The organism is Roseococcus sp. (genome assembly GCF_965227005.1).
Lineage (GTDB): Bacteria > Pseudomonadota > Alphaproteobacteria > Acetobacterales > Acetobacteraceae > Roseococcus.
Genome location: NZ_CBDDFJ010000008.1, coordinates 71,271 through 87,193 on the forward strand (window position 1 = coordinate 71,271; position 15,923 = coordinate 87,193).

The 15,923-nt window shown below is 69.0% G+C and carries 18 protein-coding genes; 7 read left to right on the forward strand and 11 right to left on the reverse strand.

Going from position 1 to position 15,923, the window contains the following annotated elements:
• Genes ACO057_RS03890 through phnG form a run of 8 tightly spaced genes read right to left on the reverse strand, consistent with a single transcriptional unit; the run spans window position 1 to window position 6,236 of the window.
• Entirely contained in the window at window positions 1-669 is a 669-nt protein-coding gene (locus ACO057_RS03890; protein ID WP_421989037.1) for a DUF1045 domain-containing protein, read from the reverse strand.
• Window positions 669-1,802 carry an alpha-D-ribose 1-methylphosphonate 5-triphosphate diphosphatase gene (locus tag ACO057_RS03895; RefSeq protein WP_421989038.1) on the reverse strand — a complete coding sequence of 378 codons (1,134 nt, stop codon included), beginning with the start codon at window positions 1,800-1,802 and terminating at the stop codon, window positions 669-671. Before ACO057_RS03895 ends, ACO057_RS03890 begins: the two co-directional genes overlap by 1 nt.
• The gene (gene phnL, locus ACO057_RS03900) at window positions 1,799-2,497 is read right to left on the reverse strand and encodes a phosphonate C-P lyase system protein PhnL (RefSeq protein ID WP_421989039.1); all 699 of its coding nucleotides are present in this window, start codon (window positions 2,495-2,497) and stop codon (window positions 1,799-1,801) included. The genes ACO057_RS03895 and phnL overlap by 4 nt, the downstream gene beginning before the upstream one ends.
• Complete coding sequence (gene phnK / locus ACO057_RS03905; protein WP_421989040.1) at window positions 2,494-3,267, reverse strand: phosphonate C-P lyase system protein PhnK; 774 nt, start codon at window positions 3,265-3,267, stop codon at window positions 2,494-2,496. The genes phnL and phnK overlap by 4 nt, the downstream gene beginning before the upstream one ends.
• The gene (locus ACO057_RS03910) at window positions 3,264-4,121 is read right to left on the reverse strand and encodes an alpha-D-ribose 1-methylphosphonate 5-phosphate C-P-lyase PhnJ (protein WP_421989041.1); all 858 of its coding nucleotides are present in this window, start codon (window positions 4,119-4,121) and stop codon (window positions 3,264-3,266) included. The genes phnK and ACO057_RS03910 overlap by 4 nt, the downstream gene beginning before the upstream one ends.
• Entirely contained in the window at window positions 4,118-5,236 is a 1,119-nt protein-coding gene (locus ACO057_RS03915; RefSeq protein WP_421989042.1) for a carbon-phosphorus lyase complex subunit PhnI, read from the reverse strand. The genes ACO057_RS03910 and ACO057_RS03915 overlap by 4 nt, the downstream gene beginning before the upstream one ends.
• Window positions 5,236-5,805: a phosphonate C-P lyase system protein PhnH gene (phnH, locus tag ACO057_RS03920; protein WP_421989043.1), complete on the reverse strand. Its 570-nt coding sequence runs from the start codon at window positions 5,803-5,805 to the stop codon at window positions 5,236-5,238. Before phnH ends, ACO057_RS03915 begins: the two co-directional genes overlap by 1 nt.
• Window positions 5,802-6,236 (reverse strand): phosphonate C-P lyase system protein PhnG, encoded by a 435-nt coding sequence (gene phnG / locus ACO057_RS03925; protein WP_421989044.1) that lies wholly within the window; start codon window positions 6,234-6,236, stop codon window positions 5,802-5,804. The genes phnH and phnG overlap by 4 nt, the downstream gene beginning before the upstream one ends.
• A gap of 81 nt (window positions 6,237-6,317) precedes the next feature.
• On the opposite strand from phnG, the gene phnF reads away from it, so the two are divergent.
• Together phnF and ACO057_RS03935 are read left to right on the forward strand one after the other, a co-directional pair.
• The gene (gene phnF / locus ACO057_RS03930) at window positions 6,318-7,055 is read left to right on the forward strand and encodes a phosphonate metabolism transcriptional regulator PhnF (protein ID WP_421989045.1); all 738 of its coding nucleotides are present in this window, start codon (window positions 6,318-6,320) and stop codon (window positions 7,053-7,055) included.
• A gap of 2 nt (window positions 7,056-7,057) precedes the next feature.
• Window positions 7,058-8,185, forward strand: coding sequence for an alpha-D-ribose 1-methylphosphonate 5-triphosphate diphosphatase (locus ACO057_RS03935; RefSeq protein WP_421989046.1), 1,128 nt, complete (start codon window positions 7,058-7,060; stop codon window positions 8,183-8,185).
• A 6-nt stretch (window positions 8,186-8,191) separates the two neighbouring features.
• On the opposite strand, the gene ACO057_RS03940 is transcribed toward ACO057_RS03935, so the two are convergent.
• Window positions 8,192-9,787 (reverse strand): hypothetical protein, encoded by a 1,596-nt coding sequence (locus ACO057_RS03940; RefSeq protein WP_421989047.1) that lies wholly within the window; start codon window positions 9,785-9,787, stop codon window positions 8,192-8,194.
• 155 nt (window positions 9,788-9,942) lie between these two features.
• Between ACO057_RS03940 and ACO057_RS03945 the strand changes: the two genes are divergently transcribed.
• The 5 genes from ACO057_RS03945 to ACO057_RS03965 all read left to right on the forward strand — a co-directional run bounded on the left by ACO057_RS03945 (window position 9,943) and on the right by ACO057_RS03965 (window position 15,014).
• On the forward strand, window positions 9,943-10,884 hold the full coding sequence (locus tag ACO057_RS03945) for a glycosyltransferase family 2 protein (protein ID WP_421989048.1): 942 nt from the start codon (window positions 9,943-9,945) through the stop codon (window positions 10,882-10,884).
• 56 nt (window positions 10,885-10,940) lie between these two features.
• Window positions 10,941-11,948: an alpha/beta hydrolase family esterase gene (locus ACO057_RS03950; RefSeq protein ID WP_421989049.1), complete on the forward strand. Its 1,008-nt coding sequence runs from the start codon at window positions 10,941-10,943 to the stop codon at window positions 11,946-11,948.
• 126 nt (window positions 11,949-12,074) lie between these two features.
• Window positions 12,075-12,575: a ferritin-like domain-containing protein gene (locus ACO057_RS03955; RefSeq protein WP_421989050.1), complete on the forward strand. Its 501-nt coding sequence runs from the start codon at window positions 12,075-12,077 to the stop codon at window positions 12,573-12,575.
• Entirely contained in the window at window positions 12,576-12,857 is a 282-nt protein-coding gene (locus ACO057_RS03960) for a hypothetical protein (RefSeq protein WP_421989051.1), read from the forward strand. It abuts the gene before it with no gap.
• 60 nt (window positions 12,858-12,917) lie between these two features.
• Window positions 12,918-15,014 (forward strand): catalase, encoded by a 2,097-nt coding sequence (locus ACO057_RS03965; protein ID WP_421989052.1) that lies wholly within the window; start codon window positions 12,918-12,920, stop codon window positions 15,012-15,014.
• A gap of 48 nt (window positions 15,015-15,062) precedes the next feature.
• Here the strand turns inward: ACO057_RS03965 and ACO057_RS03970 are convergent, their stop codons facing one another.
• Window positions 15,063-15,449 carry a VOC family protein gene (locus ACO057_RS03970; RefSeq protein ID WP_421989053.1) on the reverse strand — a complete coding sequence of 129 codons (387 nt, stop codon included), beginning with the start codon at window positions 15,447-15,449 and terminating at the stop codon, window positions 15,063-15,065.
• 93 nt (window positions 15,450-15,542) lie between these two features.
• Entirely contained in the window at window positions 15,543-15,878 is a 336-nt protein-coding gene (locus ACO057_RS03975) for a hypothetical protein (protein WP_421989054.1), read from the reverse strand.
• Window positions 15,879-15,923 lie beyond the last annotated feature (45 nt).

The window sequence follows — 15,923 nt, forward strand, 5'->3', positions numbered from 1 at the left end:
CTAACCGCCCAGCCTGATCCGCTCCGCGATCAGGAAGGGCGCCCCCGGGGCGGCCTGCGTGAAGACGCAGACCGTCCCGACCTTGCGTGGAGCCCCTGCGATACCGGCGAAATGCGCCTCGGCGGCGGGGAGGTAGACGGCGCGCTCCTCGGGCGTGAGGCGGCGCGTCAGCGTCATGTGGAACTGCCACTCCCCCATCACATAAGGGTAGCCCCAGCGCAGCAGCAGCGCCTCATGCGCCGCGCTGAGCTTCGCCTTGCGCCGGCGCGCCAGCTCGTCCTCGGTGGGCGGGGCGCGATGCGCGTCGAGGGCCTCGACGGCGCTGTCGGCCAGAGCATGCAGGGCCGGGCAGGGTGCGGTCTCGCGCAGCGCGAGAAAGCCCTTGAGGTCCTGCACCGAAAGCGGCGGCAGTTCGAAGGGCGCGATGGCGGCGGCCCAGCGCGTCACATCCGCCACGAGCTCGGCCGGGCCGGTCGCGAGGCGGAAGGGCGGCTTCAGCGTCGCATGGAAGCCATAGCCGCGCGGATCGGCGGTGATGGCGGCCATCTCCGGCAGTCCCGGCTGCGCGACCTCAGCGCCCGTTTCGGCATCGCGGCCGAGCCAGGCGCTGGCGGCCGCGTGCAGCGGATCGTCGAGGTCGGGCGCGAAATAGACGGCGGCGCGCCGCATCAGGCCACGCGCTCGCCGCCGCGCCACACCTGGCGCACCACGGGCATCGCGTCGTGCTTCGTGACGCGCACGAGATCCGCCCGCAGCCCCGGCGCGAGCGCGCCGCGATCGGCGAGCTTGCACATGGCCGCCGGCGCGGAGGTGATCATGGCGATGGCCTTCGCCAGCCCGATCTCCTCGGCGACGATGAAGGCGGATTCGATCATCGCCGGCGGCACATAGTCGCTGGCGATGACGTCCAGCGCCCCGGCGCGAACCAGATCCATGATGGCCACATTGCCCGAATGGCTGCCGCCGCGGACGATGTTGGGCGCCCCGCCGATCACGCCCACGCCGATGCGCGCGGCCTCCACGGCCGCCTCCATGGTCACCGGGAATTCGGCGACGCGGATGCCGTCCTCGGCATTCCGGCGGACCTGGCCGGCTTCCTCGTCGTCGTGGCTGGCGAGCGGAATGTCGCGCCCGGCGAAGAGCGAGAGCACCCAGGCGCGCTGCTTCTCCCGCAGCTCGGCGCGCTGTTCCTGGAGCTGGGCGATGCGGCGTTCCACCTCGTCATCCGTCATGCGCGTCTGGCGGATGCGCATGGCGCGGTAGCGGGGCAGGTCGCGGTACTGGCCGATGCCGGGCGAGTGATCCATCAGGCTCACCATGGCGATCAGCGGGTGCTGGGCCACGGGCTCCAGCGCGCCGGGCATGTCGCGGGCCGGCAGCTCGCAGCGCAGATGCAGCAGGTGCTCGGACTTCATGAGGCCCGAGGCCGCCATGGCCGTCAGATCCTCCACGCCGTCCCGGAACGTCTGGTCGCGGCCCTGGTCGAAGCCGAGATCGCCCAGGCACAGCGCATCCAGCACCGTCGTCACCCCGGCGGCGGCGCATTGCGCGTCATGCGAGACGAAGGCCGAGCGCGAGGGCCAGCGGGCATTGGCGCGCGGCAGGACCTGGCGCTCGAGATTGTCGGTATGCACGTCCACCACGCCGGGGATGACGATGTCGCCCCCGCAATCGATGGCGGCGGGAGACGAACAATTGCCGGACTGGATGTCGGCGATGCGGCCGTCGCGGAGGATGATGGTGCCGTCGATCACCGCCTCGGGCAGGACGAGGCGGGCATTGGTCCAGATGGTTTCAGTCATGCCGCTTCTTCTAGGGGGAGAACCTGATGGAGGCGATCCGCGACCCGATCGCGGACTTCGATGTCATGGAAAATTCCCACGAGCGCCGCGCCGCGCGCCTTGGCCTCGGCGATGAGGCCGATCACGACCTCGGCATTGGCGGAATCGAGGCTCGCCGTGGGCTCGTCCAGCAGCAGGATGGGATAGTCGGGCGCGAAGCCACGGGCGAGGTTCACGCGCTGCTGCTCGCCGCCCGAAAAGGTGGCGGGCGGCAGGCCATGCAGGCGCGGGGGCAGGTTGAGGCGGGTGAGCAGGGCGCTCGCCCGCTCGCGGGCCTCCTCGGGGTCCATCCCGCGGTCGATCATCGGCTCGGCCACCACGTCGCGGGCCGAGACGCGGGGGATGACGCGCAGGAATTGCGAGACATAGCCCAGCGTCTCGCGCCGGATCTCGCGCACCAGCCGCGCATCGGCGGCGGCGAGATCGGCCTGGCCGCTGCGATGGGCGAGCATGATCCGCCCCGCATCCGCGCCGTAATTGCCCTGGAGGCAGCGCATCAGCGTCGACTTGCCGGCGCCGGACGGGCCGGTCAGCGCCACGCATTCGCCGGGCATGACCGTCAGCGCCTCGGATTTCAGTACCTGGAAGCCGATGCCGCCCTGCAGGTGCAAGGTGAAGCCCTTCGCGAGGGCCTGGACGTCGATGGCGGGGATCATGCGGCAAGCACCGAGGAGACGAGGAGCTGGGTATAGGCGTGGCGCGGATCGTCCAGCACGCGGTCCGCAAGGCCTTCCTCGACGACGCGCCCATGGCGCATCACGACGATGCGGTGGGCCAGGAGCCGCGCCGCCGCGATGTCGTGGGTGACGAAGAAGACCGCGAGACCGAGCTGCGAGACCAGCCCGCGGATCAGGTCGAGAAGCTTGGCCTGCACGCTGACGTCGAGGCCGCCCGTCGGCTCGTCCATGAAGACCAGCCGGGGATTGGTGACGAGGCAGCGCGCGATCTGCAGCCGCTGCTGCATGCCGCCCGAGAAGTTGCGCGGCGCCTCGTCGATGCGCGCGGGGTCCATCTCCACGCGGGCCATCCAATCGGCGGCCTGGGCACGGATGTCGCCGTAGTTGCGGTTGCCCGCCGCCATCAGCCGCTCGCCGACATTGCCGCCGGCCGAGATGCTCATGCGCAGCCCGTCGCGCGCATTCTGGTGCACGAAGCCCCAGTCGCTGCGCATCAGCTTGCGGCGCCCGGCCTCGCTGAGGGCGTGGATGTCCTGCGCCTCACCCTCCGCATCGCGATAGAGCACGGTGCCGGCTTCGGCATCCATGGCGCCGGCCAGGACGCGCAGCAACGTCGACTTGCCCGAGCCGCTCTCGCCCACGATGGCGACGACCTCGCCGGGGAAGATCTCGACGTTCACGCCGTCCAGCGCCCGGACCGCGCCAAAGCGCAGATGCAGGTTGGCGGCTTCCAGAAGGGGGGCGCTCATAGTCCCTGGGTCTCCGCGCAATGATCGGTGTCCGAGCAGACGAAGATGCGCCCGCCCTGGTCGTCGGCGACGATCTCGTCGAGGTAGCTGTCGGCGCTGCCGCAGGCCGAGCAGCGATGCGGCGCGCGCATCGGCTTGAAGGGATGGTCGTCGAAATCGAGGCTTTCCACCGCTGTGAAGGGCGGTACCGCGTAGATCTTCTTCTCGCGTCCCGCGCCGAAGAGCATCAGCGCCGGCGAGTTGTGCAGCTTGGGATTGTCGAAGCCCGGAATGGGCGAGGGCGACATCAGGTAGCGCCCGCCTACCATCACCGGGTGATTGTAGCTGCTGCCGCTCTCGCCCTGGCGCGCGATGTCCTCGTAGAGCTTCACCTGGGCCAGCGAATAGTCGCCCAGCGCGTGCAGCCGGCGCGTCTCCGCCAGGCGCGGCTCCAGCTTGAAGAGCGGCTCGGGCATCGGCACCTGGAAGACCATGATCTGGCCCTCGGTGAGCGGACGCTCGGGGATGCGGTGGCGCGTCTGGATGATGGTCGCCTCCGCCGTGCGCGTGGTCGTCGCGACATTCGCCACGCGGGCGAAGAAGCGGCGGATGGAGACGGCGTTGGTCGTGTCGTCCGCGCCCTGGTCGATGACCTTCAGTACGTCGCGCGGGCCGAGGATGGCCGCCGTCACCTGGATGCCGCCCGTGCCCCAGCCATAGGGCAGCGGCATCTCGCGCGCGCCGAAGGGGATCTGGTGTCCCGGCACGGCGATGGCCTTGAGGATGGCGCGGCGGATCATCCGCTTCGTCGCCTCGTCCAGATAGGCGAAGTTGTAGGCGTTCTCCGGTGCGTTCCGGGGAGAGATCGCGTTCATATCGTTGCCTCCAGGCTGGGGGCCTCCGCCAAGGGGTTGGCATCGCGATCGGCCTGCCAGCGCGCGCGGATGCTGCGGAGCTTCTCGAGCTCGCTCTGGAAGTCGACGTGATGCGGCAGCTTCAGATGCTCGACGAAGCCCGTGGCCTCGACGTTGTCGGCGTGGAGCAGGACGAATTCGGCGTTCTGCGCGGGGGCGGTGGCCTCCTCGCCGAGCTCCTTGGCCATCAGCGCGCGGTCCACCAGCGCCATCGCCATGGCGCGACGCTCGCCATGGCCCATCGCGAGGCCATAGCCGCGCGTGAACTGCGGCGGCTTGCTGCTGCTGCCGGCGAACTGGTTCACCATCTGGCATTCGGTGACGGTGATATCGCCGATGGAGATCGTGAAGCCCAGCTCGGCGGGGGCCAGCATCACCTCGACCTCGCCCATGCGCAGCTCGGCCACGAAGGGATGGGCGTTGCCGTAGCCGCGCTGGGTGGAATAGCCCATGCCGAGCAGGAAGCCCTCGTCGCCGCGCGCCAGCGACTGGAGCCGCAGCGGGCGCGGCGTGGGGAAGGGCAGGGGCTCGCGCGTCAGATCCGCCGGGGCCTCGTCACCGCCCGCCGCATCGCGGGACATCAGCCCCTCGCGCGCCAGGAGCTCGGTGACGCGGGGCATGGTGGCGTTCTCGGCCTCGGCCTCCTCCGGCTCGGCGGGGGGCAGTCCCTCGGCGGCCAGAGCGAAGTCGAGCAGGCGGTGGGTGTAGTCGAAGGTCGGGCCCAGCACCTGGCCGCCGGGGAGGTCCTTATAGGTGGCGCTGATGCGGCGCTGGACGCGCATCGCGCCGGTGTCGATCGGCTCGCAGGCGACGAAGCGCGAGAGGGTGTTGCGATAGGCGCGCAGCAGGAAGGCGGCCTCGATCAGGTCCCCGCGTGCCTGCTTGATGGCGAGCGCGGCCAGAGCGCGGTCGTGGCAGGAGCCCTCGGCCATCACGCGGTCGACGGCGAGGCCGAGCTGTTCCTCGATCTGCGCGGGCGAAAGCTCGGGCAGGGTCTCGTCGCCACGGCGGCGCTGGGCGAGCCAAGCGTGGGCGGCGGAGATGGCGGCGTCGCCGCCCTTCACGGCCACATACATCAGCCGATCTCCTCGATACGGGTGGAGCGGGGCAGGGCCGCGAGGCGCGTGCCGGCGCAAAGGACGACGTCCACGCCGGTCGGGAAACCCTTGCGGTTGGCGGCCCATTGCGCGGGAAAGTCGGCGGGCAGGCCGGTCGCCTGGAGGCGATGCTCATGCTCAATGCCGGGGCCGGTCAGGCGCCAGCCGGCGTCCTCGGCCAAGGCTTCGAGCTGCAGGATCAGCGTGGCGCTGTCCTGCGGCGTTTCGTCGGAGCCGGCGTCCAGCATGGCGAGTTTCGGCATGGCGCCGGTCGCGAGCAGGAACTGCGCTCGGGCGGCATCGGCGACGAAGGGCGCGCCGGTGTGGAAGGCGATCCACTCGCGCGCCTCGCCGGTGGCGTCGGTCCAGACGGGGGTCTCGGCATCGGCCAGCGCCAGCAGGGCGGCGGCGGCGGCCGGGGCGAGCGCGGCGGGCAGGTCGGGCAGCACGTCGCAGCGCTGGATGCGGCCGGGACGGGACATGGCGTCCATCAGCGCGCGGAACGCGTCCTGGGCGCCGAAGACGGGGTCGGTGAAGGCGGGTTTCATCGCATGGTCGCCAGGGTTGCGAAGCGAACTTCGGTGGCGGCGGCGCGGCGCGCGGTGAGCGCGGCGGCCTCGGCCTGGGTGGCGCGGAGAGGCTCGATCACGGCCTCGACCAGCGTGGGCCGCAGGGACTCCTGCTGGAGTGCTGCGTCGAGGGTCGCGGCCAGTTCGGCGGCGCGGCGGTCGCGGCCGAGGCGCCAGCAATGGCCCAGCGTGCCATCGCCCAGGCTCACCGAGCAGCGCGTGACGGTCGCCTCGCCGAGGTTGAAGGCCGCGCCATCGCCGCCGGCACGGCCGCGCAGCATGGTGAGGCCGATTTCCGGGCCACGTATGACCCGATGCACCGGCAGGGGCGGGACCCCCGACAGCTTGCTTTCCATATCCTCGGCCGAGGCTCGGGCGAGGATAGACATCCATGCGGAACGGTCTATCATTGGTATAGACGACTAAACGTCTGACCCTGTATGGTCAAGACGAAACTGCCATCCCGGAGTAGCGAGTTGGTTGAAGCTTCCGTGACACCGACGACAACCGCGCTGGATCGAGGCGCCGGAATTGCCCTGTGGCGGCAGATCGGCGCGGCCATCGAGGCGGCCATCAAGGCCGGCGAACATGCCCCTGGCGAGCGCCTGCCCACCGAGGCCGAGCTCGCCGCGCGCTTCCGCGTGAACCGCCACACCATCCGCCGCGCCATGGAGGAGCTGGAGGGGCGGGGGATGGTGCGCGTCGAGCAGGGGCGCGGCAGCTTCGTCGCCGAGGACGTGCTGGATTATCCGCTCGGCCCGCATACGCGCTTCAGCGACATCATCCGCGCCCAGAATCGCGAGCCGGCGGGCCGGCTGCTGCGCCTGGCCGAGATCCCCGCCGAGCCGCGCATCGCCGAGCTTCTGGAAGTCCGCCCCGGCAGCCTGGTCGTGCTGGCGGAGCGCATCGCCATGGCCGATGGCCGCCCGGTGGCGCTAGGCGCGCACCATTTCCCGGCCAAACGCTTTCCGCGGATCATGGCGCTGCTGCGCGAGGATCCGTCCATCACCCGCGCGCTGGCCGAGTCCGGCGTGCCCGACTACCGCCGCCGCATCACGCGCATCACCGCCCGTATGCCCAGTTCCGAGGAAGCCGAAGCCTTGCAGCAATCCCGTTCACGTCCCGTCCTGATCAACGAGGCGGTCAATGTCGATTCCGAGGGGCGTCCCGTGGACGCCACCCTCACGCGCTATGCCGCCGGCCGCGCGCAGCTGGTCGTGGAGTCCTGAGCATGTCCTGGACCATTACGGGCGGTCACGCCCTGCGCGAGGGCGCGATGACGGCCGGCGACGTGACGCTGGCCGGGGGAAAGATCGCGCAGGGCCAAGGCGCCGAGCGCGCCTTCGACGCAAGCGGGCTGCTGGTCATGCCCGGCCTCATCGACATCCATGGCGATGCGCATGAGCGCGCGCTCCAGCCGCGCCCCAATGTGGATTTCTCCGCCGACTTCGCCCTGCGCGACGCGTCGGCGCAGCTCCTCGCCTCGGGCATCACCACGGCCTATCTGGGCGTGACGCTTTCCTGGGAGCCGGGGCTGCGCTCGCTGACCTCCTTCGAGAAGACGCTCGCCGCGCTGCGCAACCCGCCGCCCGGCCCCGAGATGCGCGTGCATCTGCGCTTCGAGGCCGACAACTTCGAGGCCGAGCCGGCCGCGCTCGCCGCCATCGAGGCGGGCGAGGCGCATCTGCTCGGCTTCAACGACCACACGCCCAGCATCCGCCGGAAGCTCGGCAATCCGAAGGAGCTCGGCAAATATGCCGGCCGCGCGGGGGTCAGCGAGGAGGAGTTCCGAGCGCGCGCCGAAGCCGCCTTCGCGCGGCGCGGGGAGATCCCCGAATCTCGCGCCCGCCTGTCGGCGGCGGCGAAATCCGCCGTCATTCCGATGCTCAGCCATGACGATGCGAATCTCGAGGACCGCGCGCTGTTCCGCGAGCTCGGCGCAGGCATCTGTGAGTTCCCCATCACCGAGCCCGTCGCGGTGAATGCGCGCGAGGCCGGCGAGGCGGTGGTCATGGGTTCGCCCAACGTGGTGCGCGGCGGCAGCCATCTCGGCTGGGCCAGCGCGGCGCCGCTGGCCGAACGCGGCCTCGTGACCGTGCTGGCCAGCGACTACCACTGGCCCGCCCTGCTCGCCGCGCCCTTCCGCATGGCCGCGCGCGGGGTGATGAACATCGCCCAGGCCTGGGCGCTCGTCTCGACCAACCCCGCCGATGCGCTGGGGCTGAAGGATCGCGGCCGCATCGCGACCGGGCTGCGCGGAGACCTCACCCTGGTCACGCCCGAAGGCGCGCTCGCGGCGGTCTTCGTGGGCGGCGGCCTGGCCTGGGTCTCGCCGATGGCGGCGGCGCGGCTCGGCTGAGGGCGATCATCCGCCTGTGCGAGACAGCTCGCACAGGCGGTGGCCGCCAGGCTCGATATTGCTGCGCAGCAGGCTGCAGGCGCCCAGCCGGAGCCCGAGCGGCGCCAGGCTGGCCTCGATGGCGTCCGGCGTCAGCGAGGGTTGGGCTAGCAGGCGGATCGGTCCGGTATGGCCGGCGAGGGCCTCGCGTCCGCGCCGCGCCAGGCCGTGGTCGTCGGTGAGTCGCATCAGGTTGTTTGCGTGGCCCAGCGCCCGGATATCCGCCGGCAGGAAGGGGATGACGTAGCTCATGGGCTCGTCGCCGATCATGATCAGCATCGAACCCGCGGGCACGTCCGGCACAGGATCGAAGCTGACGACCCGCGCGCCATAGGCAACATGGCCCCAGTCGGGCCGCTGCGTGGTGAGGGACGCCAGGAGCATGAGCCCTGCGAAGGAACCGAAAGCGAGAACCTTCCGCGAAGCCAGCAGGCGCGCCAGGGCCAGCATCGCCAGAACGACCGAAAGGCTCTCCAGGACGAGAAGATAGCGGTAGATGCCGAAGAGGCGGACCCAGATCACATAGGTCATCACGCTGAAGCACAGGAGAATGAGGGTCGGCCGCTCGTTCTTCCAGGCCTGGTGGAGGCCGTGGCGCAGAAGATCCACGATCAGGACCAGGGCTGCCAGGTAGCCGATGGCGACGCGGGAGTCGCGCATGCGCAGCTCGGTCACCATCTCCGCATTTTCCCGCAGCCAATAGAAGGGATAGAAGACCGCCTGCAACGTGCTGCGCGGCAGGAAGCGCAGATCGGCGATACCCGCGCGCCGATAGTCCGGCGAGGCGAAGATGTCGTTGTAGAGCGGGAAGACGGGGTTGCCGAATTCGCGCCAGAGCAGCATCGCCTGGGGCGCCCAGCAGACGATGAAGCCGACCACCATTCCCGTCGCGGCAATGATGGCGTGGCGTAGCCCAAGGAAGGCCAGGATCGTGAGTCCCAGGGGCGCTACATAGATGATGTTGGTGAGCTTGAGCCCCAGGGCCGCGCCGGCCAGCAAGCCGGCCGTGGCGGTCATGGGCCAGATCCGCGGGAAGGCTTGCGGCCCGATCTCGGCGGCTCGCAGCACGGCCCAGAGCGCCAGCATCACGAAGGTGGCGATCGCCACGTCATTGGCGCTCATGCCGATGCCGGGCATTACGGCGGCGCCCGTCATGCCGGCCAGGGTCGCGACGATCGCGGCAAGTGGCGCCATGAGGCCCGGCCCGAAGGCCCATCGGGCCATCAGCAGGCTGATGCCGCTCAACGCGAAGGCATAGATCCCGGCTGGAGCACCCATTAGGAAGGCAACCGCCCGGGGGTGGTCGTTCAGGAGGCGGACCAGCGCGTAGATCGGCAGGTTGGACAGTGGGTTGAAATAACTCTGCAGCTGGCCGGGCGCGATGTCGAAACCGATGCGGCCGTTCAGGAAGGCATAGGCGGAATAAAGATGGTAATTCCTGAGGTCCCAATTCGCGTCTGTTCCGCGCCACAGGGAATAGAGGCCGGTGGCGCAGCAAAGTATGACCAGGAGCGCCGTTTGTCGCTTCCAGCTGCTCGTCGTTTCGGTTGCGCTATTCGGCATGGATCGGTCTCGTATCGGATAAATGGGGAGCCAGGGAGCCAGAGCCCCAGGCGGTTGGGCGGTCAGATGGATTCTGCCTGGTCATGCTTGCGCCCCGGGGCAGAGTTCAGTAATCGCCCCGAAGGGTCTATGGCCCCCCATTGTTCGGAGGCCACATGACCGCCCAGGATTTGGTTCCGCCCGTACGCATCGCCGTTCTGGTGCCCTGCTACAACGAGGCGGCGGCTGTCGCTCAGGTGGTGCGCGATTTTCGGGCGGCGCTGCCCGATTCGGAGATCTACGTCTTCGACAACAACTCCACTGACGGAACGGCCGAGATCGCCCAGGCCGCCGGCGCCCTTGTCCGGCGTGAGGGGCGCAAGGGCAAGGGCAATGTCGTGCGGCGGATGTTCGCCGATGTCGAGGCGGACCTCTACATCATGGTGGACGGCGATGCGACCTACGACGCTTCGGCCGCCCCGCGCCTCATCGCCGCGGCGCTGGAGGGCGGCTACGACATGGTCAATGTCGCCCGCGTCGAGACGGCGCAGAAGGCCTACCGGCCCGGCCATCGCTTCGGCAATGCGCTGCTGACAGGCCTCGTGGGCCGCGTCTTCGGCACGCAAACGGCGGATATGCTCTCCGGCTACAAGATCTTCACCCGGCGCTTCGTGAAGAGCTTCCCCGCCATGAGCGGCGGTTTCGAGATCGAGACCGAGATCATGATCCACGCGCTCGAGCTGGGCATCCCCATCGGCGAAATCTCGGCACCCTATGGCGAGCGGCCGGAGGATTCGGCGAGCAAGCTGCAGACCTGGCGCGACGGCTTCCGCATCCTGCGCATGATCGGCGAACTCATCCGCCGCGAGCGGCCGCTGGAGTTTTTCGGCGTCGCGGCGCTGGCGATGATGCTGGCCTCGCTGGGTCTCGGCCTGCCGGTGGTCTTTGAATTCTGGGAGAGCGGGCTGGTGCCGCGCCTGCCCACCGCGCTGCTCTCCGCGGCAATCATGCTCGCCGCGCTGATGTCCTTCGCGGTGGGCCTGATGCTCGACGCGGTGACGCGCAGCCGGCAGGAGCTGAAGCGTCTGGCCTATCTGGCGATCCCGCCGCTGCGGTAGGCCGGCCGACCTTTCGTCCTCCCCAGGTGTTCAGGCCTCGGGGCGAGGGTGAAGTCATGGCGCGGATCTCGAAGACTTTGGGCTTCCTGCGCCGGATGAGCCGGCTGCAATCGGCCACGATCAAGCTGGCGTCGCGGGCTTTGAAGCCGGCCGCCAGCCCCGTTTCCGCGCGATCCGTTCCCACCGACCGGGTGACGGAGCGTACGGGCTTCGGCTCCAATCCCGGCGCGCTGCGCATGTTCGTCTTCGCCCCACCGCAAATGCCGGCCGGAGCGCCGCTCGTCGTCGTGCTGCATGGCTGCGGCCAGGATGCCGCGTCCTTTGCCACGAACAGCGGATGGATCGCCCTCGCGCGGGAGTTGCGGTTCCCGCTGCTCCTGCCCCAACAGGTCACCGCGAACCACGCCAATGGCTGCTTCAACTGGTACCGGCCGGGAGATACCGGGCGGGGGAAGGGCGAGGCGATGTCCATCCGCCAGATGATCGCCAGGGCGGCGAAGGACTTCGACAGCGACCGGCGGCGGATCTTTATCCTGGGCCTCTCCGCGGGTGGCGCGATGACCGCGGCGATGCTGGCGGCCTATCCGGCCGTCTTCGCGGGGGGCGCCATCGTCGCGGGGATGCCCGTGGGCGCGGCCTCGGGCTCGATGATGGCGCTGCATCGCATGCGCCGATCCGATCCCTTTGGCCATCAGCGCGCTTTGGTGGCCGCGGTGCATGCGGTGACGTCGAGCAGCGCGCGCAGGATCTGGCCGCGTCTGACGATCTGGCAGGGGCTCGCGGACCGGACGGTGGATCCCGGCAATGCGGAGCTTCTGGCGGCGCAATGGGCCGGGGTGCATGGCCAGGCTGCCGCGGCGATGACCGACGAGGAAATTCTCCCCGGCATTCGATGCCGCCGCTGGGGCTCGCGCGCGCGCGTCCGGGCTGAGCTCTGGACGATGGCGGGGCTGGCCCACGCCTATCCCATCGACGCCACGGCCGACGGTGGCAGGGCCGGCCCCTGGGTGCGCGAGGCCGGAATTTCGGCAACGCGGCGCATCGCCGAATTCTGGGGTCTCTGAAGGAGACCCCTTGGGGAAGAGCGCCCGCCCCGATGCGCCATCGCCAGAAACGCGACGCGCTCGGGAACTTTCCGCCCGACCTCGCGTTGTCCTGCGGCGACGGCATCGCGCGGCGGAGACCCCGGCATGGCTAAGGTGAAGACGATCGCGGACCTGTTCCACGACACGCTCAAAGACATTTATTACGCAGAGCGGAAGATCCTGAAGACGCTGCCGAAGATGCGGCGCGCCGCGCAATCGGTGGATCTGAAGGCGGCCTTCGAGAAGCATCGGACGCAGACCGAAGGCCAGATCGAGCGGCTCAAGCAGATCTTCGAGATCCTCGACAAGCGCCCCCAGGGAAAGACCTGCGAGGCCATCGAAGGAATCGTCGCCGAGGGCGAGGAGATCATCGAGGAATATGGCGGCACGCCCGCCGTGGATGCCGGCCTCATCTCCTCCGCTCAGGCCGTCGAGCATTACGAGATCGCGCGCTACGGCACGCTCAAGCGCTGGGCCGAGGTCCTTGGCCACAAGAAGGCGGCCTCGCTGCTCGATCAGACGCTGCAGGAGGAGACCCAGACCGACAGGGATCTGACCGCAATCGCCGACGCCGGCATCAACGAACTCGGCCTTAAGGAGCCATGAATGTCCCATAACACCGAAGAGACGAATATTTCGTCGGAACAGGCCGATATCCACGCCGAAATCACGGCGCTTCGCGAGAAGGTGGAATCCCTGATGAACGACTGCGTCACGCCCGCCGTGGTTTCGGCCGCCCAATGCGCGGAGGAAGCGGCCCACCGCGTGACCGACAGCATCGCGAACCGCACGGAGCGGCTCTCCATCGCCATTCGCGACCGGCCGCTGACCTCCATCGCGATCGCCGCTTTCGCCGGTTACGTCTTCGGCGTCCTGCACCGGCGGTGATGCGCGGCCGCGGCGGCTCATCCTGATCCTCCTCTGAAAATCATCCGGAAGGAACGTCCCATGCCCGCGAGCCGTCCAGCCAAGCCCAAGTCCGCCGCCCGGAACACCACGCGCGGTGCCGGCGGAGAGACGCACCAGGTCGCGGGCGGGGACGTCGCGGCGCTGACGACGACGCAAGGCGCGCCGGTCTCCGACGATCAGAACACCCTGCGGCAGGGCGCGCGCGGCCCGGCGCTGCTCGAGGACTTCCATTTCCGCGAGAAGATCTTCCACTTCGACCATGAGCGCATTCCCGAGCGCATCGTGCATGCGCGCGGCTTCGGCGCGCATGGCTATTTCGAGCTGGATGAGTCGCTCACCGACATCACCAAGGCCGATGTCTTCCAGCGCGTCGGCGAGAAGACGCCGGTCTTCGTGCGCTTCTCGACGGTGGCCGGCAACAAGGGCTCGCCGGATCTCGCCCGCGACGTGCGCGGCTTCGCGGTGAAGCTCTACACGCAGCAGGGCAACTGGGACATCGTCGGCAACAACATCCCGGTGTTCTTCATCCAGGATGCGATGAAGTTTCCCGACCTCATCCATGCGGCGAAGCAGGAGCCGGACCGCGGCTTTCCCCAGGCGCAAACGGCGCATGACAACTTCTGGGACTTCGTGTCCCTGATGCCTGAATCCACGCATATGCTCATGTGGATCATGTCCGACCGCACCATCCCGCGCTCTCTGCGCTTCATGGAAGGCTTCGGCGTCCATACCTTCCGGCTCGTGAATGCCGAGGGGAAATCGACCTTCGTGAAGTTCCACTGGAAGCCCAAGCTCGGCGTGCAGTCGGTGGTGTGGAACGAGGCGGTAAAGCTCAACGGCGCCGATCCCGACTTTCATCGCCGCGATCTATGGAATTCGATCCAGACGGGCGCCTTCCCCGAATGGGAACTCGGCCTGCAGCTCTTCGATCAGGATTTCGCTGACAGCTTCGATTTCGACATTCTCGACGCGACCAAGCTCATTCCCGAGGAACTGGTGCCGGTCCGCCGTGTCGGTCGGATGGTGCTCGACCGCGTCGTGGACAATTTCTTCGCCGAGACCGAGCAGGTCGCCTTCATGACGCACAACATCGTGCCCGGCATCGACTTCACCAACGATCCGCTGCTCCAGGGGCGCAACTTTTCCTATCTCGACACCCAGTTGAAGCGCCTGGGCGGGCCGAATTTCACACATCTGCCGATCAACGCCCCCAAATGCCCCTTCGCGCATTTCCAGCAGGACGGCCACATGGCCTTCCGCAATCCCAAGGGGCGGGCGAATTACGAGCCCAATTCCTGGGGGCCTGACGTGGGCGGGCCGCGCGAGGCGCCCGAGACGGGCTTCCGCAGCTTTCCCGCCGTGGATGACGGCCCGAAGGTTCGCGAGCGCGGCGCGCTCTTCGCCGACCATTACAGTCAGGCCCGCCAGTTCTATGTGAGCCAGGCGGCCGTGGAGCAGACGCATATCGCCAAGGCCTTCATCTTCGAGCTGAGCAAGGTCGAGACGCCGGCCATCCGCATCCGCCTCCTGTCGAATCTCCGCAATGTGGACGAGGCTCTGGCGGCCAAGGTCGCGGACGGTCTCGGGATGGATCTGCCCCATGCGTCGGAGCCCGCGCGCGCGCGCCTGGACCTGCCGCCCTCGGCACCGCTCAGCATCCTGAAAAATCCGCCGCCGAGCTTCGAGGGACGCAAGGTGGGCGCGCTGGTCACGGATGGGACGGATGCAGGACTCCTCGCGGCACTTCGCAAGGCACTGGAGGCGGAGGGCGCGCTGTTGGAGCTGATCGCGCCGAAGATCGGCGGCATCGTCGCGAGCGACGGCAAGAAGATTCCCGCGCACCACGCCGTCGATGGCGGACCTTCGGTCCTCTTCGATGCGGTGGCGCTGCTGCCGTCGGAAGCGGGCGCGGCCCTGCTTGCGGATCACCCCGCGGCCAAGGGCTTCGTGAGCGACGCCTATGCCCACGCGAAATTCATCGCGCATGTGGCGGAGGCGGCGCCGCTTCTGCGGGGCGCCGGTGTGGCGAAGCCCGATAAGGGATTCGTCACGCTCAAGGCGCCGGGCGATGCCCAGGGCTTCGTGGCGGCATGCCGCGCGATGCGCTTTTGGGAGCGCGAGCAGAAGTTCGGCTGAAGGCGGCTTCCCGCGAGATGCGGGAAGCCTTCATGGGAGGCGGGCCGTTCAGGCCGCGTTCTTGCGCTCCAGGATTTCGATCGACACGTCCTCGGGCCCGCGGATGAAGCTGATGCGGATCTCGGGGCGAAGCTGCGTCGGCTCCATGGTGAAGACCACGCCCTTGGCCTTCAGGTCGGCATAGGCCGCGTCGAGGTCCTCGACGATGAAGCCGAAGTGATCGATGCCGGCATAGGGCGCGACCGGGGCGGGCGCGGACTTCGCGTCCGTGGCGATCAGGAAGATGTCCGTGCCGCCCACCTTCATGTCGACGCGCGGCTTGCCGTTCTGCATCGAGCGGATGATCTGCGCGTCGAAGACGCGCTCGTACCAGGCGGCGGTCGCCTCCACGTCGGGCGTGCGCAGGTGGATGTGATCGAAACCGTATTTGACCATGGACAAGTCCTCCTCTGTCGCGGCGCAGAATGCGGCAGGGCGGGGAAGGCGGCTAGACCCTGAGGGCCGCGCCGCCACGCCTTTGGCGGCGGCCTATCGGCGCCGGTCTTCCTCGATGCGATGGCGATCGGCCTCGACGCGGCGTCGCTGCTGCTCCGCCTCCCAGCGCTGCCGCTCGGCCATCTGGCGGTTGCGCTCCTGCTCACCACGGCGGCCGCGCATCTCCTCCTCGCGGCGACGCGCCTCCTGATGGCGGCGCCGTTCTTCGTCCTCACGGCGGCGGCGGTCCTCGTCCTCGTGACGACGGCGCTCTTCCTCCTGGCGGCGGCGATCCTCCTCCCAGTGGCGATCCTGGGCGAAGGCTGCCGGCGCGGCCGCAACGCCGATCAAAGCGAGCAGCAAGGCGCGGCGATTCGAATGGCGTTCCATGACATGACCCGTTGTCGTTGCAGTGACCATAACGCTCGCTCTGCG

Bases quoted from the DNA above. Each gene is read 5' to 3' on its own strand.
- phnH (WP_421989043.1), bottom strand. From the start codon at position 5,805: ATGAAACCCGCCTTCACCGACCCCGTCTTCGGCGCCCAGGACGCGTTC.
- ACO057_RS03975 (WP_421989054.1), bottom strand. From the start codon at position 15,878: ATGGAACGCCATTCGAATCGCCGCGCCTTGCTGCTCGCTTTGATCGGC.
- ACO057_RS03945 (WP_421989048.1), top strand. From the start codon at position 9,943: ATGACCGCCCAGGATTTGGTTCCGCCCGTACGCATCGCCGTTCTGGTG.
- phnK (WP_421989040.1), bottom strand. From the start codon at position 3,267: ATGAGCGCCCCCCTTCTGGAAGCCGCCAACCTGCATCTGCGCTTTGGC.
- phnL (WP_421989039.1), bottom strand. From the start codon at position 2,497: ATGATCCCCGCCATCGACGTCCAGGCCCTCGCGAAGGGCTTCACCTTG.
- phnG (WP_421989044.1), bottom strand. From the start codon at position 6,236: ATGATAGACCGTTCCGCATGGATGTCTATCCTCGCCCGAGCCTCGGCC.
- ACO057_RS03895 (WP_421989038.1), bottom strand. From the start codon at position 1,802: ATGACTGAAACCATCTGGACCAATGCCCGCCTCGTCCTGCCCGAGGCG.
- ACO057_RS03940 (WP_421989047.1), bottom strand. From the start codon at position 9,787: ATGCCGAATAGCGCAACCGAAACGACGAGCAGCTGGAAGCGACAAACG.
- ACO057_RS03890 (WP_421989037.1), bottom strand. From the start codon at position 669: ATGCGGCGCGCCGCCGTCTATTTCGCGCCCGACCTCGACGATCCGCTG.
- ACO057_RS03910 (WP_421989041.1), bottom strand. From the start codon at position 4,121: ATGAACGCGATCTCTCCCCGGAACGCACCGGAGAACGCCTACAACTTC.
- ACO057_RS03970 (WP_421989053.1), bottom strand. From the start codon at position 15,449: ATGGTCAAATACGGTTTCGATCACATCCACCTGCGCACGCCCGACGTG.
- ACO057_RS03955 (WP_421989050.1), top strand. From the start codon at position 12,075: ATGGCTAAGGTGAAGACGATCGCGGACCTGTTCCACGACACGCTCAAA.
- ACO057_RS03915 (WP_421989042.1), bottom strand. From the start codon at position 5,236: ATGTATGTGGCCGTGAAGGGCGGCGACGCCGCCATCTCCGCCGCCCAC.
- ACO057_RS03965 (WP_421989052.1), top strand. From the start codon at position 12,918: ATGCCCGCGAGCCGTCCAGCCAAGCCCAAGTCCGCCGCCCGGAACACC.
- ACO057_RS03950 (WP_421989049.1), top strand. From the start codon at position 10,941: ATGGCGCGGATCTCGAAGACTTTGGGCTTCCTGCGCCGGATGAGCCGG.
- ACO057_RS03935 (WP_421989046.1), top strand. From the start codon at position 7,058: ATGTCCTGGACCATTACGGGCGGTCACGCCCTGCGCGAGGGCGCGATG.
- ACO057_RS03960 (WP_421989051.1), top strand. From the start codon at position 12,576: ATGTCCCATAACACCGAAGAGACGAATATTTCGTCGGAACAGGCCGAT.